Here is a 25,293-nt window from a genome sequence, read left to right as displayed (position 1 = left end):
CCGGTGGAACGACCAGCAGCAATGGACGGCATACGGTTCGCCTTCGGCACCCTCACCGTCATCCCGGTCGAGGTCACCCGCTGGGACCGCGCCGCCGCCCGCGCGGGGATGCTCTGCGCTCCGCTGGCCGGGCTCGTCGTCGGGCTCGCGGCGGCCCTGCTCGGCGGGGTGCTGACGGTGCTGGGGGCGGGCGCGCTGCTCGCCGCCGTCGCCGCGGTCGCGGTACCGGCGGCGCTGACCCGTGGGCTGCACCTCGACGGGCTCGCGGACGTCGCGGACGGCCTCGGCAGCGGGAAGCCCGCGGAGGACGCGCTGCGGATCATGAAGCAGTCGGACATCGGCCCGTTCGGTGTCGTCACGCTCGTCCTGGCCCTGCTCGCCCAGATCGCCGTCCTGGCCGACCAGTTCGGTCAGTCGTGGCAGCGCGGCGCCCTCGCCGCGGCCGTCTCCGCGGTGACCGCACGCCTCGCGCTGACCTTCGCCTCCCGCACCGGCGTACCGGCCGCCCGCCCGGAGGGCCTCGGCGCGGCGGTCGCGGAAACGGTGTCCCCGCGCACGGCGCTGCTCGTCGGGGCGGTGGTGGTCGCGGTGACCGCCGTCTTCTCGCTCCAGGCCGCCCTGGCCGTCGTACTGGCCTGCGGCGCGGCCGAACTCCTCTCGCGCCGCTGCGTTTCCCGCTTCGGCGGAGTGACGGGCGACGTGTTCGGCGCGGTGGCCGAGACGGCGGCCACGGCGGCACTGGTGGTCCTGGCGCTGGGCTGAGCCGGTTAAGCCCCTCCGACGATTGAGGAGCGGGGTCCGGGGCAGCGCCCCAGCGGCGGCCCGTACCTGGACGGAGCACCGCAAGTACGACGGGCGTAGGCTCCCCCACGGGCGGGCCAACTACCCCCGGCCCCGGCGAAGAAGCCGGTACACCCGATGAAAGAGGGACCTCACCACCGTGACTGCTCTGACTCTCAGCACTGCCGCGGCGACCGGCCTGCGCGCCGACGCGATCGTCGTCGGCGTCGTCAAGGGCGACAAGGGCCCGGTCGTCGCGCACGGCGCGGAAGCCGTGGACAAGGCGTACGACGGAAAGCTCGGCTCCGTCCTGGAGGCGCTCGGCGCCAGTGGCGGCGAGGGCGAAGTGACCAAGCTCCCCGCCCCGTCCGGCTTGAAGGCGCCCATCGTGCTGGCGGTCGGCCTCGGCGGCGAGCCCGAGAAGGACGGCGCGTACGACTCCGAGGCGCTGCGCCGCGCCGCCGGTGCCGCGGCCCGTGCCCTGGCCGGTTCGAAGAAGGCCGCGTTCGCGCTGCCGGTCGACGACGCCGAGGACGCCGGTGCGGTCGCGGAGGGCGCGCTGCTCGGCGCGTACTGCTTCGACGCGTACAAGGAGTCCCCGAAGGACCCGAAGAAGAACGCGAAGGCGCCGCTTGCCGAGGTCGCGATCCTCGGCGGCAAGCCCCGCGACAAGGCGTACAAGGCGGCCGTCGAGCGCGCCCTCGCGGTCACCGAGGAGCTCAACCGCGCCCGCGACCTGATCAACACCCCGCCGAACGACCTGAACCCCGAGTCCTTCGCCGCCGTGGCCCAGGCCGCGGCCAAGGAGCACGGCATCAAGGTGCAGGTGCTCGACGAGAAGGCGCTCGCCAAGGGCGGCTACGGCGGCATCCTCGGCGTCGGCGCCGGTTCCTCCTCGGCCCCGCGCCTGGTGAAGCTGTCGTACAAGAGCACGAAGGCGAAGAAGCACCTCGCCTTCGTCGGCAAGGGCATCACCTACGACTCGGGCGGCATCTCGCTGAAGCCGGCCGGGCACAACGAGACGATGAAGTGCGACATGGCCGGCGCCGCCGCCGTGTTCGCCGCCGTCGTCGCCGCCGCCCGCCTGGGCCTGGAGGTGAACGTCACCGGCTGGCTGGCGCTCGCCGAGAACATGCCGTCGGGCTCGGCCACCCGCCCCGGCGACGTGCTGCGCATGTACTCGGGCAAGACGGTCGAGGTGCTCAACACCGACGCCGAGGGCCGCCTGGTCCTGGCCGACGCCATCGCCAAGGCCTCCGAGGAGACCCCGGACGCGATCGTCGACGTCGCGACGCTGACCGGCGCGATGATGGTGGCGCTCGGCTCCCGCACCTTCGGCATCATGTCCAACGACGACGCCTTCCGCGGCTCGATCCACGAGTCCGCCGAGGAGTCCGGCGAGCCGGCCTGGCCGATGCCGCTCCCGACCCACCTGCTCAAGGGCATGGACTCGCCGACCGCCGACATCGCCAACATCGGCGAGCGGATGGGCGGCGGCCTCGTCGCCGGTCTGTTCCTCAAGGAGTTCGTCGGCGAGGGCATCGCGTGGGCCCACCTCGACATCGCGGGTCCGGCCTTCAACGAGTCCGCCCCGTTCGGTTACACGCCGAAGGGCGGCACGGGTTCCGCGGTCCGTACGCTGGTCCGCCTCGCGGAGCGGACGGCGGCCGGCGACCTCGGCTGAATTCCGCTGAGCGCCGCATAACCCCTGCGCAAGCGCTGAACGGCCCCCGTGTGCACGGCACCGGGGGCTGTTCGCTTTCAACGAAATCCGCGTGTTTGTCCCCGCCCGGCACAGCCGTTTCCGGTGTAACAGCCGTCTCACACCCCAGCCCGACGTCCCGCATGCCGTGGACAAGTGCGAGGATGGGGTACGGCAGGACAGGGCCCTCACCCAGGGCCGAAGAACGAGCGGCCGAACACCCCGCCGCCCGGTCGTCGGAGACCGGCGTACGGCGCACATGCATGGAGGACGTGACGTGGCGAACGACGCCAGCACCGTTTTCGACCTAGTGATCCTCGGCGGTGGCAGTGGCGGTTACGCCGCGGCCCTGCGCGGAGCGCAGCTGGGCCTGGACGTCGCCCTGATCGAGAAGAACAAGGTCGGCGGTACCTGCCTGCACGTCGGTTGCATCCCCACCAAGGCGTTGCTGCACGCCGGTGAGATCGCCGACCAGGCCCGTGAGTCCGAGCAGTTCGGCGTGAAGGCCACCTTCGAGGGCATCGACATGCCCGCCGTCCAGAAGTACAAGGACGAGGTCGTCACCGGTCTGTACAAGGGCCTGCAGGGGCTCATCGCCTCCCGCAAGGTGACGTACATCGAGGGTGAGGGCAAGCTCTCCTCCCCGACGTCCGTGGACGTCAACGGCCAGCGCATCCAGGGCCGCCACATCCTCCTCGCGACCGGCTCCGTGCCGAAGTCGCTGCCGGGCCTGGAGATCGACGGCAACCGCATCATCTCCTCGGACCACGCGCTGAAGCTGGACCGCGTCCCGCAGTCCGCCATCGTCCTGGGCGGCGGCGTCATCGGCGTCGAGTTCGCCTCGGCGTGGAAGTCCTTCGGCACCGACGTCACGGTCGTCGAGGGCCTCAAGCACCTCGTCCCGGTCGAGGACGAGAACAGCTCCAAGCTCCTGGAGCGCGCCTTCCGCAAGCGCGGCATCAAGTTTAACCTCGGCACCTTCTTCGAGAAGGCCGAGTACACGCAGGACGGCGTCCGCGTGACCCTCGCCGACGGCAAGACCTTCGAGGCCGAGGTCCTCCTGGTCGCCATCGGCCGCGGCCCGGTCTCCCAGGGCCTCGGCTACGAGGAGCAGGGCGTGGCCATGGACCGTGGCTTCGTCCTCGTCGACGAGTACATGCAGACCAACGTGCCGACCGTCTCGGCCGTCGGTGACCTCGTCCCGACGCTCCAGCTCGCGCACGTCGGCTTCGCCGAGGGCATCCTGGTTGCGGAGCGTCTGGCCGGCCTGAACCCCGTTCCGGTCGACTACGACGGTGTCCCGCGCGTGACCTACTGCCACCCGGAGGTCGCCTCCGTCGGCATCACCGAGGCCAAGGCCAAGGAGATCTACGGCGCGGACAAGGTCGTCGCTCTGAAGTACAACCTGGCGGGCAACGGCAAGTCCAAGATCCTAAAGACCGCGGGCGAGATCAAGCTCGTCCAGGTCAAGGACGGTGCCGTGGTCGGCGTCCACATGGTCGGCGACCGCATGGGCGAGCAGGTCGGCGAGGCCCAGCTGATCTACAACTGGGAAGCGCTGCCCGCCGAGGTCGCCCAGCTCGTGCACGCGCACCCGACGCAGAACGAGGCGCTCGGCGAGGCCCACCTGGCCCTCGCGGGCAAGCCGCTGCACGCGCACGACTGAGCCCCGCCCCCTGTCGCGACTGGGCGCGACGACCGACCACACAGACTTCCGCACTGCGTTGCCGCGCATTGCACATCGTTAAGGAGCAACAGAAACCATGGCGGTTTCCGTATCCCTTCCGGCGCTCGGTGAGAGCGTCACCGAGGGCACTGTCACCCGCTGGCTGAAGGCCGAGGGCGAGCGCGTCGAGGTCGACGAGCCGCTGCTCGAGGTCTCGACCGACAAGGTCGACACCGAGATCCCCTCGCCCGCCGCCGGCGTGCTTGCCTCCATCAAGGTCGCCGAGGACGAGACCGTCGAGGTCGGCGCCGAGCTGGCCGTCATCGACGACGGTTCCGGCGCCCCGGCCGCCGAGTCCGCCCCGGCCGCCGCCGAGGCCCCGGCCGCCGAGCCCGCTCCGGCCCAGGAGGCCCCGGCCCCCGCGGCCGAGCCGGCCCCCGCCGCTCAGGAAGCCCCCGCCGCCCCGGCCGGTGGCGCCTCCGGTACCGACGTCGTGCTGCCCGCGCTGGGCGAGTCGGTCACCGAGGGCACCGTCACCCGCTGGCTGAAGGAGGTCGGCGAGGAGGTCGCGGAGGACGAGCCGCTGCTCGAGGTCTCCACCGACAAGGTCGACACCGAGATCCCCTCGCCGGTCGCCGGCGTGCTGCTCGAGGTCGTCGTGGGCGAGGACGAGACCGCCGAGGTCGGCGCCAAGCTCGCCGTCATCGGTGCTCCGGGCGCCGCCCCGGCCGCCGCCGAGACCCCGGCTCCGGCCGCCCCGGCCGCCGCTCCGGAGCCGGCCCCGGCTCCCGAGCCCACCCCGGCTCCGGCCCCGGCCGCCCCCGCGGCTCCGGCTGCTCCGGCCGCGCCCGCCGCCCCGGCTGCTCCGGCCCCCGCGCCGGCCGCCCCGGCTCCGGCCGCTGCCGCGCCGGCCGCCCCCGCCTCGCCGGCCGCCCCGGCCGACGAGGGCGCGTACGTGACCCCGCTGGTGCGCAAGCTCGCCGCCGAGCACGGCGTGAGCCTGTCCACCGTCAAGGGCACGGGCGTCGGCGGTCGCATCCGCAAGCAGGACGTCATCGCCGCCGCCGAGGCCGCCAAGGCCCAGGCCCCGGCCGCTGCCGCCCCGGCCGCCGCCGCGCCGAAGGCCCCGACCCTGGAGGCCTCGCCGCTGCGTGGCCAGACGGTCAAGCTGCCGCGCATCCGCAAGGCCATCGCGGACAACATGCACAAGGCGCTGCAGGAGCAGGCTCAGCTGTCCTCGGTCATCGAGGTCGACATCACCAAGCTGATGAAGCTGCGCAACCAGGCGAAGAACGGCTTCGCCGCCCGCGAGGGCGTCAAGCTGTCCCCGATGCCGTTCTTCGTCAAGGCCGCCGTCCAGGCGCTGAAGGCCCACCCGGTCATCAACGCCCGCCTGAACTACGACGAGGGCACCATCACCTACTTCGACTCCGAGAACGTCGGCATCGCCGTTGACTCGGAGAAGGGCCTGATGACCCCGGTCATCAAGGGCGCGGGTGACCTCAACATCGCGGGCATCGCCAAGAAGACCGCCGAGCTGGCCGACAAGGTCCGCACGAACAAGATCGCCCCGGACGACCTGTCCGGCGCGACCTTCACGATCTCCAACACGGGATCGCGCGGCGCCCTCTTCGACACCGTCATCGTCCCGCCGAACCAGGTCGCCATCCTGGGCATCGGCGCCACGGTCAAGCGCCCGGTCGTCATCTCCGACCCGGAGCTCGGCGACACCATCGCCGTCCGTGACATGACGTACGTGACGCTCTCCTACGACCACCGTCTGGTGGACGGCGCGGACGCCGCCCGCTACCTGACGACGGTCAAGCAGATCCTCGAGGCCGGCGAGTTCACCGCCGAGCTGGGTCTGTAAAGACAGCGGATGTACGACGGCGCCCCCGCCCGGAAATCTCCGGGCGGGGGCGCCGTCGTGTCCCTGCGTGCGTAGCCGTGCGCTCCGGCGGGCACCCCCTTCTGTAGCCCGCCCCCGACAAACGCTCTCTGTAACCGGCATCACCCGCCCCATGCGCGGCCGTACCCCGTCTGGCCAGGGCCGCGGCCGTATTGTCTAAGGGTCCCCGCCGACCCACCGGGTCCACCCTGCCAAGGAGCCCCCCATGACCGCGCCCGTCGTCCACTCGCTTCGCGATCAGATCCGCGAGCACATCGTCGAGGGGATCGTCAGCGGCCGCTGGAAGCCGGGCGAGCGCATCGTGGAGCGCCGGATCGCGACCGAGCTGGAGGTCTCGCAGACCCCGGTGCGGGAGGCGCTGCGGGAGCTGGAGTCGCTGCGGCTCATCGAGTCGGCACCGAACAAGGGCGTGCGCGTACGGAACCTCTCCGCGGCGGACCTGGAGGAGTCCTACCCCGTCAGGGCGGGCCTGGAGGCCATCGCGGCGGAGCTGGCGGCCGAGCGCCTGGCCGAGGACTGCTCGGCCCTCGAACCCCACGTGGAGGCCCTCTACCGGGCCGACCAGGAGGCGGACGGGACCGCCCAGGTGCGGCACACGGTCGCCTTCCACCGGGCGCTGGTGCGGGCAGCGGACAATTCGGTGCTGCTGCACACCTGGGAGGGCCTGGGCATCGAAGTCTTCACCGCGCTGTCCATCCGCTGGCTGGGCACCGTGCAGCAGTCGTACGCGGAGGAGCACGCCGATCTCGTCGCCGCGTTCCGGCGCCGTGACCCGGAGATCGCGGCGCTCGTGAAGGCCCACGTGCTCGGGTGCGCGCCGCGCGCATGAGGCGTCACGGTCCGCAGCTCTGACCAGGCACTGCGTGCCCCGGGCGATCGAAAGCACGACACTCTGTGCCGACTTTCTCGATCTGAAGAGATTTTGCGGGTGAATCCTTTGATCGATCATCGATCAGGGAGTTACAGTCGCCGACGGGTCCCCACCGGGACCCCGCCCTGTCCTGCCAAAGACAACGGGCACCCCCACCCAACCCCTTTCGACTCAGGAAGGCGTGCGGCGACTATGACCGACCCCATGCGCATCCAGCCGAGCGAGCTCGACCAGCTCCCGGACCGCGACCCCGAGGAGACCGCCGAATGGCAGGCCTCCCTGGACGCCGTTACTCAGGCGGCCGGGCCGCACCGCGCCGCATACCTCATGCGGCGGACGCTGGAAGGCGCCGAAGCGGGCGGCCTGGCGCTGCCGAAGCTTCTTGAGACGGACTACCTGAACTCCATCCCCACCGCCGCCGAGCCGGAGTTCCCCGGCGACGAGGAGATGGAAGCCAAGATCACCGCGTACAACCGCTGGAACGCGGCGGCGATGGTGACCCGCGGTTCGAAACACGGCGTCGGCGGCCACATCGCCACCTTCGCCTCGGCCGCCTGGCTGTACGAGACGGGCTTCAACCACTTCTTCCGCGGCAAGGAGGGCGACGGCTCGGGCGACCAGCTCTACATCCAGGGCCACGCATCGCCCGGCATCTACGCCCGCGCCTTCCTCGACGGCCGCCTCAGCGAGCAGCAGCTCGACAACTTCCGCCGCGAGGCGGGGGGCAACGGCCTGCCGTCGTACCCGCACCCGCGTCGTCTCCCCTGGCTGTGGGAGTTCCCGACGGTGTCCATGGGCCTCGGCCCGCTGTCCGCGATCTATCAGGCGCGGTTCAACCGCTATCTGACCGCGCGGAACATCAAGGACACGTCGAACTCGCACGTCTGGGCGTTCCTCGGCGACGGCGAGATGGACGAGCCCGAGTCGACCTCGGCGCTCACGCTCGCCGCCCGCGAGGGTCTGGACAACCTGACCTTCGTCATCAACTGCAACCTGCAGCGCCTGGACGGCCCGGTCCGCCCGAACTTCCGCGTGGTGCAGGAGCTCGAGGCCCAGTTCCGCGGCTCCGGCTGGAACGTCATCAAGTCCATGTGGGGCAACGCCTGGGACGAGCTCTTCCAGCTCGACACCACCGGCGCGCTCCTGCGCCGCCTGCGCGAGGTCCCGGACGCCCAGTTCCAGACGTACCAGACCCGCGACGTGGCCTACATCCGCGAGAACTTCTTCGGCACCGACCCGGCGCTGATCGAGCTCGCGAAGGTCCTGTCCGACGACAAGATCTCCGAGTGCTTCCACACCTCGCGCGGCGGCCACGAGCCCCGCAAGGTGTACGCGGCGTACAAGGCGGCCGTCGAGCACAAGGGCAAGCCGACCGTCATCCTGACGCAGACGGTGAAGGGCTTCACGCTCGGCAAGGGCTTCGAGTCCAAGAACGCCAACCACCAGATGAAGAAGCTGACGATCGACGAGTTCAAGGACATGCGTGACCTCCTTGACCTGCCGATCCCGGACAGCAGGTTCGAGGACGGCGTCGTCCCGTACGCGCGTCCCGCCGAGGACTCCCCCGAGCTGCGCTACCTGGGCGAGCGTCGCGCCGCCCTGGGCGGCCCCGCCCCGGCCCGCCGTACGCAGCCGCTCGCGCCGCTGCCCGCCCCCGCGGACAAGGCGTTCGCCTCGTTCGACAAGGGCTCCGGCTCCCAGTCCGTCGCCTCGACGATGGCGCTCGTACGCCTCCTGAAGGACCTCGTACGGGACAAGACGTCCGGCAAGCGCTGGGTGCCGATCATTCCCGACGAGGCGCGCACCTTCGGCATGGAGTCGCTGTTCCCGTCGCTCGGTCTGTACTCGCCCAAGGGCCAGACGTACGACCCGGTCGACCGCGACCAGCTCATGTACTACAAGGAGTCCGAGTCCGGCCAGATCCTCAACGAGGGCATCAACGAGGCCGGTTCGCTCGCGGACTTCATCGCCGCCGCCACGTCGTACGCGACGCACGGCGAGCAGATGATCCCGCTGTACATCTTCTACTCGATGTTCGGCTGGCAGCGCACGGGCGACCAGTTCTGGCAGCTCGGCGACCAGATGGGCCGTGGCTTCGTCATCGGCGCCACCGCCGGTCGCACGACGCTGACGGGTGAGGGTCTCCAGCACGCGGACGGCCACTCCCCGATGATCGCGGCCACCAACCCGGCGGCCCTGACCTACGACCCGGCGTTCGCGTACGAGATCGCGGTCATCATGAAGGAAGGCCTGCGCCGCATGTACGGCGAGGCCAAGCCGGGCGAGGACCAGGACGTCTTCTACTACCTGACGGTCTACAACGAGCCGATGCCGCAGCCCGCGAAGCCGGCCGTGGACGGTCTCGACGAGGCCATCGTCAAGGGCCTCTACCGGTTCAACACGGCGGAGACCGCGGGTGTGGACGTGGCGGCGGCGAACGCCCCGCGCACCAACCTCATCGCCTCCGGTACGGCGATCCACTGGACGCTCAAGGCGCAGCAGCTGCTCGCCGAGGACTGGGGCGTGGCCGCCGACGTGTGGTCCGCGACCTCCTGGACCGAGCTGCGCCGCGACGCCCTCGAGGCCGACGAGGCGCTGCTCGACGGCGAGGAGCGCGTGCCGTACCTCCGCCAGGCGCTGGCCGGCGCCGAGGGCCCGGTCCTGGCCGTCTCCGACTACATGCGCCAGGTCCCCGACCAGATCGCGCAGTGGGTCGAGCAGGACTACACCTCGCTCGGTGCGGACGGCTTCGGCCTCTCCGACACCCGCGAGGACGCCCGCCGCCACTTCGGCGTCGACGCCGAGTCGATCGTCGTCGCGGCCCTCGCCCAGCTCGCCCGCCGCGGCGAGGTCAAGGCGACGGCCGTGAAGGAGGCGCGCGAGCGCTACGGCCTGTAGTTCCTGTAGCTGTACGGGCTTGTGCGTGCCCCGTCCCGATTGCCGGGGCGGGGCACGCGTGCGTGAATGGACCCGTCCGCTCCGGGGACCCGTTCGCGTCCGTCCGCCGTCTTGGGAGGCGTACTTCATGAAGATCTCCAAGACCCCGTCCGCTCCCTGCTGGGCGGAGCTGTCGACCACCGAACCGGAGGCGGCCCGGTACTTCTACGAGGCCCTCTTCGGCTGGCGCACGCGGTCGAGCGACGACCCCACGGTCGGCGGGCACGGCCGGTTCGCGCTCGACAGCCCGGACGGGCCGAAGGTGGCGGGGGTCGGCCCGGTGCTGCGCCCCGGACAGCCCGCCGCCTGGCTGCCGTACTTCCAGTCCAGCGGCATCGACGCGGTCACCGCGCGCGTGAGCGGCAACGGCGGCCGGGTCGTCTCCGGCCCGATCGGCGTCGTCGAAGAGGGCAGGCTCGCGGTCTGCCAGGATCCGGCGGGCGCGGCGTTCGGCCTGTGGGAGCCGCAGGAGCACGCCGGGTTCGAGGTGGTGAACGTGCCGAGCAGCTTCTGCTGGTTCGAACTCCTCACGCGGGACGGCGCGGGCGCGGTGGACTTCTACCAGTCGGTGCTCGGCTGGGGCGCCGAGGCGGACGAGGGCTACACGCGGTGGTCGGTCGCCGACGAGCCCTTCGGCGGCATGGTCGACATGTCGACGGGCCGGTTCCCGCCCGCGCCCTCGCACTGGAATCTGTACGTGGCCGTGGACGATCCGGACGCGGTGGCGGAGCGCTGCACGGAGCTGTCGGGGCAGGTCCTGGTGGAGCCCACGACGGTCGCGCCGGGCCGCTTCGCGATGCTCGCGGATCCGCAGGGCGCGGCGTTCTCGGTGATGCGCTTCGGGGGCTGAAGGGCCGCTGGGGGCCGCTGGTCCGGACGGGTTGTCGGTGGGGCGGTTCATGATGGCCGTATGCGTGCTGCCCGCCTGATCAAGATGGTGCTGTTGCTCCAGTCCCGGCCGTCCATGACCGCGGCCGAGCTGGCGCGCGAGCTCGAGGTGTCCGAGCGGACGGTGACGCGTGACGCGCAGGCGCTGTCGGAGGCCGGGGTGCCCGTGTACGCGGACCGGGGTCGGGCCGGTGGGTACCGGCTGATCGGCGGGTACCGGACGCGGCTGACGGGGCTCGCGCGCGGGGAGGCGGAGGCGCTGTTCCTGTCGGGGGTGCCGGGGGCGCTGCGCGAGATGGGCCTGGAGGACGCGGCGTCGGCGGCGCATCTGAAGGTGTCGGCGGCCCTGCTGCCCTCGCTCAGGGACGCGCCGCGGACGGCGGCGCAGCGCTTCCACCTGGACGCGCCGGGCTGGTTCAAGGAGTCGCCGACGCCCGAGCTGCTGCCCCCGATCGCGGAGGCGGTGTGGGCGGACCGGGTGGTGCGGGTCCGCTATCGCCGCACGTCGCGCGATCGGGCGGAGGAGGTGGAGCGGGAGCTGGAGCCGTACGGCCTCGTGCTGAAGGCGGGCGTCTGGTACCTGGCGGCGGCGGTGCGCGGGGCGGACGCCTTCCGGGTGTACCGGGTCGACCGGTTCACGGCGGTGGAGCCGGGCGAGGAGCGGTTCGCGCGGGCGGAGGGGGAGGGCGCGTTCGACCTGCCGGCGTTCTGGGAGGAGCGGGCGGCGCAGTTCGCGCGGGCACTGCTGCGGTCGGAGGTCGTCGTGCGGCTCACGCCCTCCGGGGTACGTCAACTGCCGTACGCCGCGGACCCCGCGTCCGCGCGCGAGGCCCTGGAGTCGGCGGGGGCGGCGGACGCGGAGGGACGGGTGACGGTGACCCTGCCGGTCGAGTCCGAGGACGTGGCGTACACGCAGCTCATGGCGCTGGGGCCGGAGGCGGAGGTGGTGGCTCCGGAGGCGCTGCGGGAGCGGTTCGCGCTGGCCGCGCGGCGGATGCGGGGGTGGTACGGGTGACCGGGCCGGGGCGGGCGGCGGGTGCCGTGGGCATGTGCATGCATAACGAAGTGGAGCACGTCCGTCGCTCGGCGTGCGCCCCATCGGTCCAGGGCCGATGCTGGTCCCGTGATGGACGAGACCGAGTTCTGGGAGATCGTGGACAGTACGCGTGAGGCCGCGGGCGGCGACCCCGAGGACCACGCCGAGCTGCTCGTCGAGCGGCTGCTGCGCTCCGACCCGGACTTCGTGCTCGACTTCGCCCGGCACTTCGAGTCCCGGTACAACCGGGCGTACCGGTGGGATCTTTGGGGTGCGGCGTGGGTGCTGCTCGACGGGGCGAGCGACGACGCGTTCGACTACTTCCGGTGCTGGCTGATCGGCCAGGGCCGCGAGGTCTTCGAGGGCGCGCTGCACGATCCCGATTCGCTGGCGGAACTCCTCGACGACTTCGACGACGAGGTCGACGGGGACGGCGAGGAGATCGGCTACGCGGCGGACGAGGCGTACGAGCAGCTGACCGGGGTGGTCGCCCCGGACCTCGGCATCTCCCCGGCCCCACCGGAACCGGAGGGCACCCCCCTGGACTTCGAGGACGACGGCGTCATGGCCCGCACATACCCCCGCTTGACGTCCCGGTTCGCCTGATCCTTCCAGCCCCTGCGGCGATTGAGCAGCGGGGTCCGGGGCGGAGCCCCGGGGCGTAGGGGGCCAGTGACTCAGGCTGCTCGGATGGCCTGGTCCACACCCGGGTGGGTGAACTCGAAGCCGGATTCCAGCAGCCGCGTAGGCACCGCACGGGTGGACCCCAACACGTCACCCGCCATCTCACCGAGCACCGCGCGGAGCGCAAACGCCGGGACGGGAAACAGCGCGGGCCGCCTCAGCACCCGCCCCATCGCCTCCGTCACCTCCCGGTTCGTCGCGGGCTGCGGCGCCGTCAGGTTGACCGGACCGGCCAGCTCCTCCGTGTCCAACAGGTACCGCAGCGCCGCCACATGGTCGTCCAGCGCGATGAACGACCAGTACTGCCGGCCGTCCCCCATGCGCCCGCCGAGCCCCGCCTTGAACAGCGGGAAGAGCTTGGCCCAGGCCCCGCCGCCGCGCGCGACGACGAGCCCGGTCCTGGCGAACACCGTCCGGATGCCGGCCTGGTGCGCGGGCGCCGCCGCGGCCTCCCACTCGACGCACACGGACGGCAGGAAGCCCTCGCCCACGGGAGCGGTCTCGTCGACGGTCCGGCTGCCGGTGTCGCCGTAGTAGCCGATCGCGCTGCCGTTGAGGAAGACGCGCGGCGGGGTGTCGAGCCCGGCCGCGGCCCGCGCGAGCGTCTGCGTGCCGAGGACCCGGCTGTCGCGGATCTCCTGCTTGTACGCGTCCGTCCACCGGTGGTCGCCGACGCCGGCCCCCGCGAGGTTGACGATTGCCTCGCAGCCGTCGAGCCGGGACGTGTCGACGTACGACTCCTTGGGGTCCCAGCGGGCCTCGTCCGCCGCCCGTGGGGCGCGCCGCACCAGGCGCACCACGTCGTGCCCGTCGTCGGTCAGGGATCGGACGAGTGCCGATCCGATGAGCCCGGATGCGCCAGCCACCGCGAAACGTGTCATGGGCCCATCCTGCCCGTCGTACAGTCGGCCGCATGTCAGACCCCAAGGACTCCGTGGCACACATACGGTTCGCGATCGCCGATGACGCGGCCGCGCTCGACCGCCTCGACCGGGACACCTGGTCGTATCTGCACGCGGTGAAGCCGCTCGACCCGGAGCCCTCGCCGTTCTTCAACGAGCGCTTCGGCCCGCGCGACCATCTCGTCGCCGAGCTCGACGGCCTGCTCGTGGGCTACATCCGCCTCGGCGTCCCCACTCCCCTGGACGCGAACGCGCACGTGCGGCAGATCATGGGGCTCGCGGTCTCCGACGCGGCGCGCGGGCGCGGCGCGGGCCGGGCCCTGGTGCGGGGCGCGGTCGAGCTGGCGCGGCGGCAGGGCGCGCGCCGGATCACGCTGCGCGTCCTCGGCCACAACACCCCGGCGCGCAAGCTGTACGAGGCGGAGGGCTTCGTGGTCGAGGGGATACTGCCCGGGGAGTTCCTGCTGGACGGGGCGTACGTGGACGACGTGCTGATGGGACAGCCCCTCTAGCCACCCCGCGGCCACCACCCCACGCGCGCCGCCCTGCGACCGCCGCCCCACGAGCACGGCGTGCGACGGGCGGCGACTCGTTGCAGGGTGAGGTGACAGCTCCGTCGCGAAGGGATGCGTAGCCCGCATGATCTGGCCCGTGGCGCGCCGCAGGGACGAGTCCCAGCGTGCCTGGCTGCGCGGGGCCCCGCCGCCGCAGTGGGTGCGCTGGCTTCCCGTGGTGCTGCTGGTGTCCCTCTACGCGCTGCAGGCAGCCACCCGGCACCGGTTCGAGCTGGCGTTCCTGCTGGGGGCCATCCCGCCGCTCGCCGCCCTGACGTACGGTCCCGCGGCGACGGCGCTGTTCGGCGGCTGTGTCGTGCTGCTGCTGAACCTGCCCCGCATCGGTTTCGGGCGGCCCGGCAACAGCGACGTGCTGACGGTGACGTTCGTCGCCGTGCTGAGCGTGGTGATCGCCTGGGTGCGCAGCCGCAGGGACGAGCAGCTGGTCACGGTGCGCACGGTCGCGGAGGCCGCCCAGTTCGCGGTGCTCCCGCCGCTGCCCGGGCGGGTCGGCGGCGTGTGCTGTGCGGGCCTGTACCGGGCGGCGCACCGCGGCGCCCTGGTCGGCGGCGACTTCTTCGACGTGCGCAAGGGTCCGACGGGGGTACGGGCCGTCGTCGGCGACGTACAGGGGCACGGTCTGTCGGCGGTGGGCACGGTGGCGGGGCTGCTCGGCGCGTTCCGGGAGGCGGTGCTCGATCAGCCGGACCTGGAGGGGGTGGCGGCACGGCTCGACCGGCGGCTCGTGGTGGACACGTCGGAGGACGAGCACGCGGAGCTGTTCGCGACGGCGGTGCTGCTCGAATTCCCCGACCACTCCCCCGGCGAGACGCCCGTCGTCCATGTCGTCAGCTGCGGTCACCCGCACCCGCTGCTGCTGCGCGACGGGCGGGTGACCGAGCTGGACGTGCCGTCGGGGGCGCCGCTGGGGCTCGGCCTCGCGGAGGTCGCTCCGCCGAAGCGGCTCACGGTCGAGCTGCGGCCCGCGGACCGGCTGGTCGTGCCCTCGGACGGAGTGACGGAGGCACGGAACCGGGACGGCGAGTTCTATCCGCTCACCGAGCGGCTGCCGCAGTTCGCCGCGGAGGATCCGGCCGGGCTCACGGACGCGGTGTGGCGGGACGTGATCCGGTTCGCCGGTTCGGTCAGGGACGATCTGACGCTCCTCGTCCTCGCCCCGCCCGAGACCCCGCCCGAACCCGCGCTGAAGTCCCCGTCGGAGCCCGCGTCCGCGCCCCCGCGCCTGCCCCCGCCCGACGCCACACGGACCCCGGACGTGCCTCGCGGGACGTGAGGTGTGAACGTAGGCGCATGAAGAACCCGGGACTCCCGCGCCGCCAGGGACGCCGCCGTGCCGCGGCAACCGCCTCCGTACTGCTGCTGCCGCTCGCCCTCTCCGCGTGTTCCGACGACGACGGGGCGACCAATCCGCCGCCCGCGGCCTCCCCCGCCGCGACGGCGAGCGGCGCCCGCTGCACGACGGATCCGTCCGCCGACGACAAGGGCCCGGACGCGGAGCCGCGCGCGAAGGCCGGGTACACGGTCGAGCACAAGACCGTGAAGGCGAAGGCCCAGAAGGAGTTCAAGACGACGACGGGCGACAGGTCGGCGCTGCTCGTGTCCGGTTCGGGGAAGCTGACGACGCGCGACGGGAAGATCATCAAGCACGGCGGCACCTCGTCGGTCACCGCGTCCGACGGGCACGGCCTCAACGCCGCCGCGCTCGCCCGCGACGGCGGCACGCTCACGATGTCCGGCGGCCGGATGTCCACTCAGGGCAAGGGCGCGACCGGGGTGTTCGCCTCGGGCAAGGGCGCGAAGGCCACGCTCCACTCGGGCGGCATCAAGACGAAGGGCGCCTCGGCGCGCGGTGTCACGGCGACGCACGGCGGCGCGCTCGACCTGACGTACGTGGAGATCGACACGGCGGCCGCGCAGGCCGCGCCGGTGGCCGTGGGTCCCGGCGGCGGCAAGGTCACGGTGTCCGGCGGCACGATGACCTCGGCGGGCTGCGGCTCGCCGGGCGTGCAGACGGCGGGTGACGTGACCCTGTCGCAGACGCTGTTCGACCTGGCCAACTCGGAGGCGTTCACCGTGGAGGCCGGCGGTTCGCTGACCCTGAAGGACGTCCGGGCGTCCGCGGCGGCGGGCGGCGTGGTGCTGCGCGGCGACGGCGAGACCTCGTACCGGATGACCGGCGGGGCGGTGCAGGCCGCCGACGGTGACATCTTCTCGGTCCAAGGGGCCGACGCCGACATCACGTTGGACGGCGGCGCCGACGTGCGGACGAAGGACGGCAAGCTGCTGCGGGTCACGGGCGGGGGAAAGGCGACCTTCTCGGCGGACGCCGAGAAGCTGAAGGGCAGCGTCGCCGTCGGGAAGGGCTCCTCCGCCACGCTCGACCTGACCGGCTCCACCGAGCTGGACGGAAAGATCGTGGGCGCGGCGTCGCTGAAGCTCGGCCCGAAGACGCAGTGGTCGGTGTCCGGGGACTCCCCGCTGAAGAGCATCGAGCTGGCCGACGGGGCGAAGGTCTCCGACGTGATCGTGGGCAACGGTCACACGGTGACGTACGACAAGGCGTCCAGCCCGGACCTGCGCGGGAAGAAGTACCAGCTGGAGGGCGGCGGCACGCTCAAGCCCGCGCGGGGCCGCGCGTAGGACCGGGGCCGGGTCCTAGCTACGGCCCTGCAGCGCCGCGGCCCGCTCCCTGATCTCGGGCAGCTTCCCCATCAGGGCGAGGCCGGGGCAGAACGTCTCGTAGCCGTCGCGGTGCCCGGAGACCGCGAAGAAGTCGTGGGCCGCGCCCGTCCTGAAGCGGGCCAGGTCGTTGCTGGACACGAGCCGCACCCGCTCGCGCGGATCGATGCCGGACAGGCCCAGCTTCCAGGCGGACACGGCGGCGATCGCGTCGGTCATCGCCTTCGGCACCGGGGTGCCCTCGGTGAACGTGCCGATCGCGGCGATCCCCGCCGTGTCCTGGTTGAAGCCCTGCGTGTGGGCGCCGACGACGGGCCGGTCGACGCCGCCCGCACGCCCCTCGTAGATCGTTCCGCAGCGGTCGACGAGGAAGTTGTAGCCGATGTCGTCCCACTCCTTGCCGCCCGCCGCGCCGCCGCCCGCCTGCCCCGCGTACAGGTAGCGGATGATGCGCGGCGCGTCCGCGCAGTCGTAGTCGTTCGGCGAGTCGGTGTGGTGCAGGAAGACGGCCTCGACGCGGTCGCCGTAGCGGATCGGGTCGCGGTGGTACGTCTGCGCGCCCGTGAGCCACCGCGAGCGCGGCACGATCCGGGGGCGCGCCACCGGCGCGTGCCCGCCCGCCGCCGCGGCCCGCTTCACCGGCACGGCGGCGGCCGGCAGCTCGCCGCGTGCGGTGGCCGCGAACCGCTCGGGCCCGGGGCGGTCGACCGCCGCGGCGCACATCACGAGGAGCCCGAGGGCCGTGACTCCGGGCAGCCAGCACAACACCATTCGCAAGACGCGCACGCCTCACACCCTCCGCCCGGCGCGGCCTGTGCGGTCAGCCACAGTGGGCCAGGTGGTGGAACCATCGGGGCCACCCGGGCGTTTCTTACCGGTATGGACCTCCACCTACTCGACGTGCTGCTGCTCGTGGTGGCCCTCGCCTATGCCGCCTCCGGCTACCGGCGCGGCCTGCTCGCGGGCTGCGTCTCACTGGCCGGGTTCGTGGGCGGCGCGGTCGTCGGCGTATGGCTGCTGCCGTACCTGATGGAGACGGTCACGCCGGGCACCACGTCGGCCACGATCGTCGCCGTGCTCACGGTCCTGGTGCCCGCGGTCGCCGGGCACGGTCTCGCCGGGCTGCTCGCGGCGCGGGTGCGCGGCGGCATGTCGCACGCGCCGGGGCCGCTGCGGGTGGCCGACGGGGTGGGCGGCGGCGCCGCGAGCGCGGTCGCCGTCCTGGTGGTGGCATGGGTCGCGGGCAGCGTCCTCGTTGCCTCCTCGTCCACGGTGCTGAACCAGGCGATACGGAACTCCTCGGTGCTGGGCGCGGTGCAGGACACCATGCCGAGGTCGACCCCGTCCTGGTTCTCGCAGGCCACGGGCGCGCTCACGTCGGCGGGTTTCCCGCAGGTCTTCGACCCGTTCTCGCACGAGCCGTCCGCGAAGGTGGCCAAGCCGTCGGGGGACAACGTGACGGCGAAGGCGACCGCCGCGGCGCAGCGCAGCAGCGTCAAGGTGGAGGGCGCCTCCGGCACCCAGGGCCGTGAGGGCAGCGGTTTCGTCTACTCGTCCGAGCACGTCATGACCAACGCGCACGTGGTCGCGGGCATCGACGACCCGTCGGTCCGGGTGGGCGGCACGGGCGACTCGTACGAGGCGAAGGTCGTCCTCTTCGACCCCGACAAGGACGTGGCGGTCCTCTACGTCCCCGGCCTGGACGCCCCGGCCCTGCGCTTCGACGACTCGGCGCAGCGCGGCGACGCGGCCGTGGTCGCGGGCTACCCGGAGAACGGCGGTCTGGACCTCCAGGCGGCCACCGTCGACGACACGATCAAGGCGGCTGGCCAGGACATCTACGGCTCCGGGAACGTCACCCGCGACATCTACTCGATCCGCTCCACGGTCCTGCCGGGCAACTCCGGCGGCCCGCTCCTCGACACGGACGGCGAGGTGTACGGAGTGGTGTTCGCCCGGTCCACGACGGACGACGCGACGGGCTACGTCCTGACGGCGGACGAGGTGTCCTCCGACGCACAGCGGGCGGCCTCGGCCACGGCGCCGGTGGACACCGGGGCGCTGGTGTCCTCCTAGGGTCCTTCCAGAACCTCCTGGGACCTTCTAGGGCTCTTCCAGGGCCCTCTAGGACAGGGACTCCCCTGTCGGCACGACCACCCCGTACAGGTCGGTGATCGTCGCCATCGCCCCGAGGTGCACCTGCTCGGCGGGCAGCTCGACGCCGCCGACCGAGGTCAGGGGGCGCGTCGCGCAGGCGTCGGCGACCACGGTGGGCCGGTTGCCGCGCAGGAACGCGCCCTGGGCGGTGAACTGCACGCACATGTGCGACATGAACCCGATCACGACGACGTCCTTGTGGCCCGCGGCGTCGACGTGCTCGCCCAGGTCGGTGCCGACGAATGCGTCCGGGGCGGGCTTGACCACGACGGCCTCGCCCTCGACCGGCGCCACGTCCGGGTGGATCGCGCCGATGTCGGCGCGGACGTCGTACGCGGAGCCCTCGCCGCCGTCGTGCTGGACGTGGACGACCGTCGAACCGGCCGCGCGGGCGCGGGCGAGGAGTGCGGCGGCGTTGTCGAGGGCGGTCCGCCAGCCCTCCAGCTCCATCACGCCGCGGGTGTACGTGTTCTGGTAGTCGATCAGGATCAGCGTCGCGTCGGCGAGCGATGCGGGCGTCTCGTCGAGGCCGTTGAGGGTGCGCAGAGTCGTTGTCGGCATGCCTGAAACGCTATGGGCGGCGCCGCCATGTCGGCAATGACGGCTAACCTGCAGATTCGGACATGCCGTCGTGAGAGGGGCCCACCGTGAGCACCGAGAGCGCCGCCGAGCGGATCGTCGTCATCGTGCTCTTCGAAGGCGTCGACACGCTCGACGTCACGGGCCCGCCCGAGGTGTTCGCGCTGGTGAGGCGGGAGGGCGACGCCGGCTACCGGGTCCTGCTCGCCGCCGAGACCCTGGACCCCGTCACGACGTCCGCGGGCGTCCGCGTCCTGCCCGACGTCACCTTCGACGACGCCGCCCGGCTGCCCGTCGACACGCTTCTGGTGCCGGGCTCGGTCGAGGCCGACCCGGAGCACGGGGTGCGCGCCCTGGCGGAGCCCGCGGTGGTCGACCGGGTGCGCACGCTCGCGGGGCGGGCGCGCCGGGTCGCGTCGGTCTGTGTCGGGGCGCATCTGCTCGCGGCGGCCGGGCTGCTCGACGGCAAACGGGCGACCACGCACTGGTCGACCGCGCGCCAGCTCGCCGACGAGCACCCGGAGATCGACGTCGACCCCGACCCGATCTTCATCCGCGAGGGAGACATCTGGACCGGGGCCGGGATCAGCTCCTGCCTCGACCTGTCGCTCGCCCTGGTCGCGGACGACCTCGGTGAGCAGACCGCGCTGCGGGTGGCGCGGCAGTTGGTGATGTACCTGAAGCGGCCGAGCGGCCAGAGCCAGTTCAGCGTGCCGCTGGCGCAGGCCTCCACGACGCGACGTGTGGAGGACCTGCGCCAGCACATCACCCGCAACCTCGGCGCACCGCTCACGGTCGCGGACCTCGCCGCGCACGCCCACGTCAGCGAGCGCCAGCTCACCCGGATCTTCAAGTCCGAGCTGGGCACGACGCCGAGCGCGTACGTCGAGTCGGCCCGTGTCGAGCGCGCCCGTCAGCGCCTCGAGTCCAGCGACGACACGCTCGACCGGGTCGCCGCCCTCTGCGGTTTCGGCACGACGGACACGCTGGTGCGGGCGTTCCGCAGGCAGCTCGACACGACGCCGACGGCGTACCGGCACCGCTTCCGCGTGTCCGTGTAGCGGCTTCCTCGCAGCGGCTTCGGCGCGGCGGCTCAGTAGTGGGTGCCGCCGTCGATCCGGATCTCCGTACCGGTGATGAACTTCCCGTCCTCGGAGGCGAGCATCGCGACGACGCCGGCGACGGCCTCGGGCCCGGCGAAGCCCTCGCCGAGCGCGGGCGACAGCTTCGCGAACAGGCTCCAGTCGGTGTCCTCGGGCAGGCCGGGGCCCTGGCTCTGCTTGCTCTCGCCGGAGCCGTCGGTCATGCCGGAGGCGATGGAGCCGGGCTGCACGGCGGTGAACCGGATGCCCTGCTTGCTGTACTCGGCGGCCAGCGCGTGCGTCATGGACTGGACGCCGCCCTTGCTCGCCGCGTACGCCGCCATGTACGGGTGGGCGAACAGCGCGGACGTGGAGCTGAAGTTGACGACGGCGGGGGCCGCGCCCAGGAGCAGCGCCGGTATCGCCTCGCGGATCATCAGGAAGGTGCCGGTGAGGTTGACCGCGAGCACCTGGTTGAACTCGGCGAGGCTGGTCTGCTCGGTGTGCGAGGAGCGCAGGATGCCGGCCGCGTTGACCAGTACGTCGAGGCCGCCCAGCGTCTGCACGGCGGTCGCGACGGCGGCGCGCACGGACGCCTCGTCGGCGATGTTCACGACGACCGTGGTGAGGCGCCCGGCGTCGGCGCCCGCCCTGCTCGCGGTGTCCTTGAGGCCGGCCTCGCTGACGTCGGCGGCGACGACCCGGCCGCCCTCCGCCAGCATGCGCAGCACGGTGGCCTGCCCGATGCCGGATCCGCCACCGGTGATCAGTGCGCGGCGTCCTTCGTAGCGGTTCATGGCGACTCCTTACGTTCCTGTGTGCGTCCTCGCACGGCGTTCACCGTACGCCTAAGTGGCACGTTTTGCCATAACGACTTCTTGTGCCAGTTCATTCCCCGTGGGGCTACTCTTCGTCGGGTGAACGAGCCCAGAACGCCCTCTTCGTCGCCTGCGCAGCCCTCACTGACCGAACGCCGCAAAGCGGCGACCCAGCTCGACATCGCCCGCGCGGCGATGGAGCTGTTCACCGAGAAGGGCCCCGACGCCACCACGGCCGAGGAGATCGCGCGCGGCGCCGGGGTCGCGCTGCGCACCTTCTACCGCTACTTCCGCAACAAGCAGGACGCCGTCGGCCCGCTGCTCGCGTCCGGCGGCGACCGCTGGCGCGAGCTGCTGGCCGCGACGGAACCCGGCACCCCGCTGCCGCGGGCCCTCGAAGCGGCCGCGACGGCCAGCCTCTCCCCCGCGGACGAGGCGGCGAAGGAGGCGTTGCAGGGCACCCGGACGCTGCTGCGCGCGGCGCAGGACGACCCGGCGCTGCGCGCCGTCTGGTACCGGGTCAATCAGGAGTCGGAGGAGCGGTTGCTCGCCGTCGTGACCCGTCTCGCGGGCCCCGGCGCCGACCCCCTGGAGGTCCGGCTGACGGCGGCCGCGGCGACCGACGCGATCCGGGTGGCGCTGGAGCTGTGGGCCACGACGGACGCCGGGACCTCGGGCCCCGGCTCCCCCGCGGCCCTCGCGGTCCGTGGACTGCGCCATCTGACGGCGGGCACCGGCTGACGGCGGACACCGGCCGACATCGGGCAGCGGCCGACCGCGGGCGCCGGATCATGGAACGGCGGGTGGCGTCCGGCGGAACGGCGGACACCGTTCCGCAGAGCCGCGGGAGTCGTCCACGGGGGCGTGCGACCGTCGTGCCCCCGTGCCGCCCCTACGCGCGACTGCCCGGCGCCCGGCGCGCGCCTACCCTCAAGGTCCCTGAGTGCCGAACTCAGGCATTCCGGCGGCCCGTTGAGGGCATGAGCCTCCGGACGCCAGCCACCCGACCCGCCGGAGGCACACCGTGCTCGATCCCACAGACGCAAGCCCTGGAGCCGTCGTCGTCGTGGGCGCCGGGGTCGCGGGGCTCGCGACGGCCCAGCACCTGACCAGGGCGGGTCTGCGCCCGCTCGTCCTGGAAGCGGCCACGGGCATCGGCGGCCGCATGTCCACCGAGAAGGTCGACGGATTCCGCCTCGACCGGACCGGCCGGCCGCTGTGCACGGCCTACCCCGAACTGCGCCGCACCCCCGCCCTCGCCCCGCTCGCCCTGCGCCGCTTCGCCCCCGGCACCCTCGTGCACAGCGAGGGACGGCGCCACAGGGCGGGCGACGTCACCGGCACCCGGCGCACAAGGGGCGCACTCAGCGCGGCACGCGCCATGGCAAGCGCCCCCAGGGCTCCGCGCGGCACGCGCCCCGCCCTCGGCACCCCGTTCGACCACGCGCGCCTGGGCGCCGCCCTCTCCCGGCTCGCGGCGACGCCCCCGTCCCGCCTCCTCGCCCGCCCCGAGCTTCCGGCGGCCCGGGCCCTGTCGAACCGCGGCCTGCCGCCCTCGGCCCTGCACGGCTTCCTGCGCCCCCTGCTCTCGGCGCTGCTCTGCGATCCGGACCTCAGCACCTCGAGCCGGTGCGCCGACCTCGCCCTGCGCGCGTACGCGGCGGGCCGGCTCGCCATACCGGAGGGCGGCGCCGACGCGCTGCCCGAACTGCTCGCGGCGAGCCTGCCACCCGGCACGGTGCACACCGGCATACGGGCCACGGCGGTCGCCACCACGTCGGTCACGACCACCGAACTCGGCCGCCTCCCGTGCCGCGCCGTCGTCCTGGCGACCGGCGCGCACGACGCGGCGCAGCTCCTGCCGGGCCTGCGCGTCCCCGACTTCCACGAGGTCACGGTCGTGCACCACGCCGTGCCCGAACCCCCGCTCACCGAGCCCGCGTTGCTGCTCGACGCGGACCGGCTCGGCCCGGTCGCGCACACGTCCGTGATCAGCCAGGTGGACCCGACCAGAGCCCCCGCGGGCCGCGCGCTGGTCTCCTCCACGGTCCTCGGCCCGCCCCCCGGCGACCGCGAACTCCGTGCCCAACTCGCCGCGCTCTACGGCACGTCGACCACCGACTGGGAAACCCTGGCCGTGCACCACGACCCCCGCGCCGTGCCCGCGATGCCGGCCCCGCACGACCCGCGCCGCCCGGTCCGCCTCCTCGACGGGCTGTACGTGTGCGGGGACCACCGGGACACCAGCACGGTGCAGGGAGCGCTCCACTCGGCCCGGCGGGTGGCCCGTGCGGTCCTGACGGATCTCGGCGTACGGCCCGCGGAGGCCGGCGCGGCGGTGGCCGACGCCGCCTGATCCCCCATACCGCGTCCGCCTCCGTGGCCCAACTCCGGGGGCGGACGCCCCAACCTCCGGTGGTTGACCCGGCGGTGGTCGGCCCCCGCGTCTCCTCTGCCCGCGCCGGGGTGCGCCCCCGGGGGCTGCGCCCCCAGACCCCCCGTCGCCCTTCGGGCTCGTCCTCAATCGCCGGACGGGCTTGAACGGATCACCCGAGCGCGGCGACACGCTCCCGGTACCCCCGGACGGGGCCCGCGTCGCGGTACGGCTCCAGGCGGCGTTCGAATTCGCGGACGTATTCGTGGGCGCGGACCGAGCGCATGTCGGCGGCGGCGACCGCCGCCTCCGCGCCCAGGGAGCACGCCGAGTCCAGTTCGCCGAGGCCGAGGCGGGCCGAGGCCAGGACGACCCGGCAGAAGAGGCGGCTGCGGGCGAAGCCGGGTGCGCGCAGTTGGAGGGAGCGCTCCGCGTGCTGGGCCGCGGCCCGGTACTGCTGGAGGTCACGGTGGCAGTGGCCGAACTCGTCCGCCAGTTGCGCCTCGTCGAAGAAGCGCGCCCACGGCGGTACCTCGTCCCCGGCCCGCACCGCCGCGAGCGCCCGCTCGGCCCGCACCAGCGACGCCGTGCACGCCCGGACCTCGCCGAGCACCCCGTGCCCGCGCGCCTCCACGGCGTGCAGCAGCGCCTGGACCGCGGCCGGCGCGGAGCCGCCCACGCCCTGCTGCGCGACCCGCGCGAGCTGCACCGCCTCCCGCCCGTGCCCGAGATAGACGGCCTGCCGGCTCATGGTGACCAGCACGTACGAGCCGTACATGCGGTCCCCCGCCGCCTGCGAGAGCCGCAGCGACTGCACGAAGTACCGCTGGGCGAGCCCGTGCGCCGCGATGTCGTACGAGGTCCAGCCCGCGAGCCGGGTCAGCTCGGCGACGGCGCTGAACAGCCGCCGCCCGTGCTGCTCCCCGTACGCGCCGCGCAGCATCGGCTCGGCCTCGTGCTCCAGGTACCGCACGAGGGCCTGGCGCGCGTGCCCTCCCCCGTACGCGTGGTCGAGGGCGCGGAACAGCTCGCCCACCGAGCGCAGCGCCGCGATGTCGCCGCTCGTCACCCGGTGTCCGGGACCGCGCTCGGTCTGGGCGCGCTGGCGCGGCACCGCGGTGCCCACCGCCTCCAGTGCCGGGGCGGGGCGCCCCTGGAGCGGGACGCGCGGCAGCTGCTCGCCGTGGGCCACCCGGTCGTCGGCGCGGCCGATCAGCCAGTCGCGGCTGGGCACGACGAGGCCGGCCGGGGTGAACGCGATCTTGCGGAGCTCGGCGTGGCTGCCGGAGTCCTTGCGCCACAGGCCGCTGACGATGTCGACGGCCTCCTCGGGCGATCCCGCGAACTCCAGGCCCGCGTACACGGGCGCGCACGCGTCGAGCCCGAGGTCCTGCGCCGAGAGGCGGCGGCCGAGGCGGCGGGTGAACACCTCGGCGATCAGGGCCGGGGTGGTGCCGCGCGGCTGCTGGCCGCGCAGCCATCTGGTCACGGATGTCTTGTCGTAGCGCAGGTCCAGGCCGTGTTCGAGCCCGAGCTGGTCCACGCGGCGCGCGAGCCCCGCGTTGGAGAAACCTGCCTCCGCGATGAGCGCGGCGAGCTGGCGGTTCGGGGTGCGCTGCGGAGGTCGTTCCGTCATGCTGTGCGATTGCCTTCC

The 25,293-nt window shown here is 73.1% G+C and carries 21 protein-coding genes; 16 read left to right on the top strand and 5 right to left on the bottom strand.

Annotated elements, in window-relative coordinates; genetic code table 11:
- Positions 1 to 21: 21 nt before the first annotated feature.
- The 9 genes from ACY34M_RS04055 (at position 22) to ACY34M_RS04015 (ending at position 12,395) form a co-directional block, all read left to right on the top strand.
- On the top strand, positions 22 to 762 hold the full coding sequence (locus tag ACY34M_RS04055) for an adenosylcobinamide-GDP ribazoletransferase (RefSeq protein WP_462717642.1): 741 nt from the start codon (positions 22 to 24) through the stop codon (positions 760 to 762).
- Positions 763 to 940: 178 nt separating this feature from the next.
- Complete coding sequence (locus ACY34M_RS04050) at positions 941 to 2,464, top strand: leucyl aminopeptidase (RefSeq protein WP_462717641.1); 1,524 nt, start codon at positions 941 to 943, stop codon at positions 2,462 to 2,464.
- Positions 2,465 to 2,759: 295 nt separating this feature from the next.
- On the top strand, positions 2,760 to 4,148 hold the full coding sequence (gene lpdA, locus ACY34M_RS04045) for a dihydrolipoyl dehydrogenase (RefSeq protein WP_462717640.1): 1,389 nt from the start codon (positions 2,760 to 2,762) through the stop codon (positions 4,146 to 4,148).
- 97 nt (positions 4,149 to 4,245) lie between these two features.
- Positions 4,246 to 6,018, top strand: a complete 1,773-nt coding sequence (gene sucB / locus ACY34M_RS04040; protein WP_462717639.1) for a 2-oxoglutarate dehydrogenase, E2 component, dihydrolipoamide succinyltransferase — start codon at positions 4,246 to 4,248, stop codon at positions 6,016 to 6,018.
- Between the two features lie 244 nt (positions 6,019 to 6,262).
- A complete protein-coding gene (locus ACY34M_RS04035; RefSeq protein ID WP_462717638.1) occupies positions 6,263 to 6,886 on the top strand; it encodes a GntR family transcriptional regulator in 624 nt (207 codons plus the stop codon).
- 234 nt (positions 6,887 to 7,120) lie between these two features.
- Positions 7,121 to 9,826, top strand: a complete 2,706-nt coding sequence (gene aceE, locus ACY34M_RS04030; RefSeq protein WP_462717637.1) for a pyruvate dehydrogenase (acetyl-transferring), homodimeric type — start codon at positions 7,121 to 7,123, stop codon at positions 9,824 to 9,826.
- A 127-nt stretch (positions 9,827 to 9,953) separates the two neighbouring features.
- A complete protein-coding gene (locus ACY34M_RS04025; protein ID WP_462717636.1) occupies positions 9,954 to 10,715 on the top strand; it encodes a VOC family protein in 762 nt (253 codons plus the stop codon).
- Positions 10,716 to 10,775: 60 nt separating this feature from the next.
- A complete protein-coding gene (locus ACY34M_RS04020; RefSeq protein ID WP_462717635.1) occupies positions 10,776 to 11,768 on the top strand; it encodes a helix-turn-helix transcriptional regulator in 993 nt (330 codons plus the stop codon).
- A 111-nt stretch (positions 11,769 to 11,879) separates the two neighbouring features.
- Positions 11,880 to 12,395, top strand: coding sequence for a DUF4240 domain-containing protein (locus tag ACY34M_RS04015; RefSeq protein WP_462717730.1), 516 nt, complete (start codon positions 11,880 to 11,882; stop codon positions 12,393 to 12,395).
- Positions 12,396 to 12,466: 71 nt separating this feature from the next.
- On the opposite strand, the gene ACY34M_RS04010 is transcribed toward ACY34M_RS04015, so the two are convergent.
- On the bottom strand, positions 12,467 to 13,354 hold the full coding sequence (locus ACY34M_RS04010; protein WP_462717634.1) for a TIGR01777 family oxidoreductase: 888 nt from the start codon (positions 13,352 to 13,354) through the stop codon (positions 12,467 to 12,469).
- 32 nt (positions 13,355 to 13,386) lie between these two features.
- Between ACY34M_RS04010 and ACY34M_RS04005 the strand changes: the two genes are divergently transcribed.
- The 3 genes from ACY34M_RS04005 to ACY34M_RS03995 all read left to right on the top strand — a co-directional run bounded on the left by ACY34M_RS04005 (position 13,387) and on the right by ACY34M_RS03995 (position 16,590).
- Complete coding sequence (locus ACY34M_RS04005) at positions 13,387 to 13,887, top strand: N-acetyltransferase family protein (RefSeq protein ID WP_462717633.1); 501 nt, start codon at positions 13,387 to 13,389, stop codon at positions 13,885 to 13,887.
- Between the two features lie 127 nt (positions 13,888 to 14,014).
- Entirely contained in the window at positions 14,015 to 15,223 is a 1,209-nt protein-coding gene (locus ACY34M_RS04000) for a PP2C family protein-serine/threonine phosphatase (protein WP_462717632.1), read from the top strand.
- Positions 15,224 to 15,240: 17 nt separating this feature from the next.
- A complete protein-coding gene (locus ACY34M_RS03995; RefSeq protein WP_462717631.1) occupies positions 15,241 to 16,590 on the top strand; it encodes a hypothetical protein in 1,350 nt (449 codons plus the stop codon).
- 15 nt (positions 16,591 to 16,605) lie between these two features.
- Here the strand turns inward: ACY34M_RS03995 and ACY34M_RS03990 are convergent, their stop codons facing one another.
- Positions 16,606 to 17,400 (bottom strand): peptidoglycan recognition protein family protein, encoded by a 795-nt coding sequence (locus ACY34M_RS03990; protein ID WP_462717729.1) that lies wholly within the window; start codon positions 17,398 to 17,400, stop codon positions 16,606 to 16,608.
- Positions 17,401 to 17,508: 108 nt separating this feature from the next.
- On the opposite strand from ACY34M_RS03990, the gene ACY34M_RS03985 reads away from it, so the two are divergent.
- The gene (locus tag ACY34M_RS03985) at positions 17,509 to 18,705 is read left to right on the top strand and encodes a MarP family serine protease (protein WP_462717630.1); all 1,197 of its coding nucleotides are present in this window, start codon (positions 17,509 to 17,511) and stop codon (positions 18,703 to 18,705) included.
- Positions 18,706 to 18,753: 48 nt separating this feature from the next.
- Here the strand turns inward: ACY34M_RS03985 and ACY34M_RS03980 are convergent, their stop codons facing one another.
- Positions 18,754 to 19,347, bottom strand: a complete 594-nt coding sequence (locus ACY34M_RS03980; RefSeq protein WP_462717629.1) for a cysteine hydrolase family protein — start codon at positions 19,345 to 19,347, stop codon at positions 18,754 to 18,756.
- An 86-nt stretch (positions 19,348 to 19,433) separates the two neighbouring features.
- Here ACY34M_RS03980 and ACY34M_RS03975 point away from each other — a divergent pair, with 86 nt between their 5' ends.
- On the top strand, positions 19,434 to 20,426 hold the full coding sequence (locus tag ACY34M_RS03975; RefSeq protein WP_462717628.1) for a GlxA family transcriptional regulator: 993 nt from the start codon (positions 19,434 to 19,436) through the stop codon (positions 20,424 to 20,426).
- 32 nt (positions 20,427 to 20,458) lie between these two features.
- Here the strand turns inward: ACY34M_RS03975 and ACY34M_RS03970 are convergent, their stop codons facing one another.
- Positions 20,459 to 21,244 (bottom strand): SDR family NAD(P)-dependent oxidoreductase, encoded by a 786-nt coding sequence (locus ACY34M_RS03970; protein WP_462717627.1) that lies wholly within the window; start codon positions 21,242 to 21,244, stop codon positions 20,459 to 20,461.
- A 120-nt stretch (positions 21,245 to 21,364) separates the two neighbouring features.
- Here ACY34M_RS03970 and ACY34M_RS03965 point away from each other — a divergent pair, with 120 nt between their 5' ends.
- Both ACY34M_RS03965 and ACY34M_RS03960 read left to right on the top strand, forming a co-directional pair.
- Positions 21,365 to 22,006, top strand: a complete 642-nt coding sequence (locus tag ACY34M_RS03965) for a TetR/AcrR family transcriptional regulator (RefSeq protein WP_462717626.1) — start codon at positions 21,365 to 21,367, stop codon at positions 22,004 to 22,006.
- Positions 22,007 to 22,289: 283 nt separating this feature from the next.
- Positions 22,290 to 23,621 (top strand): NAD(P)/FAD-dependent oxidoreductase, encoded by a 1,332-nt coding sequence (locus ACY34M_RS03960; RefSeq protein ID WP_462717625.1) that lies wholly within the window; start codon positions 22,290 to 22,292, stop codon positions 23,619 to 23,621.
- A 190-nt stretch (positions 23,622 to 23,811) separates the two neighbouring features.
- Here the strand turns inward: ACY34M_RS03960 and ACY34M_RS03955 are convergent, their stop codons facing one another.
- On the bottom strand, positions 23,812 to 25,275 hold the full coding sequence (locus ACY34M_RS03955) for a regulator (protein WP_462717624.1): 1,464 nt from the start codon (positions 25,273 to 25,275) through the stop codon (positions 23,812 to 23,814).
- Positions 25,276 to 25,293 lie beyond the last annotated feature (18 nt).

This window comes from Streptomyces sp. EDA2-14 (genome assembly GCF_054963755.1).
Note: the sequence above shows the minus strand (reverse complement) of the source record. Positions and strands in the feature narration are given on the sequence as shown.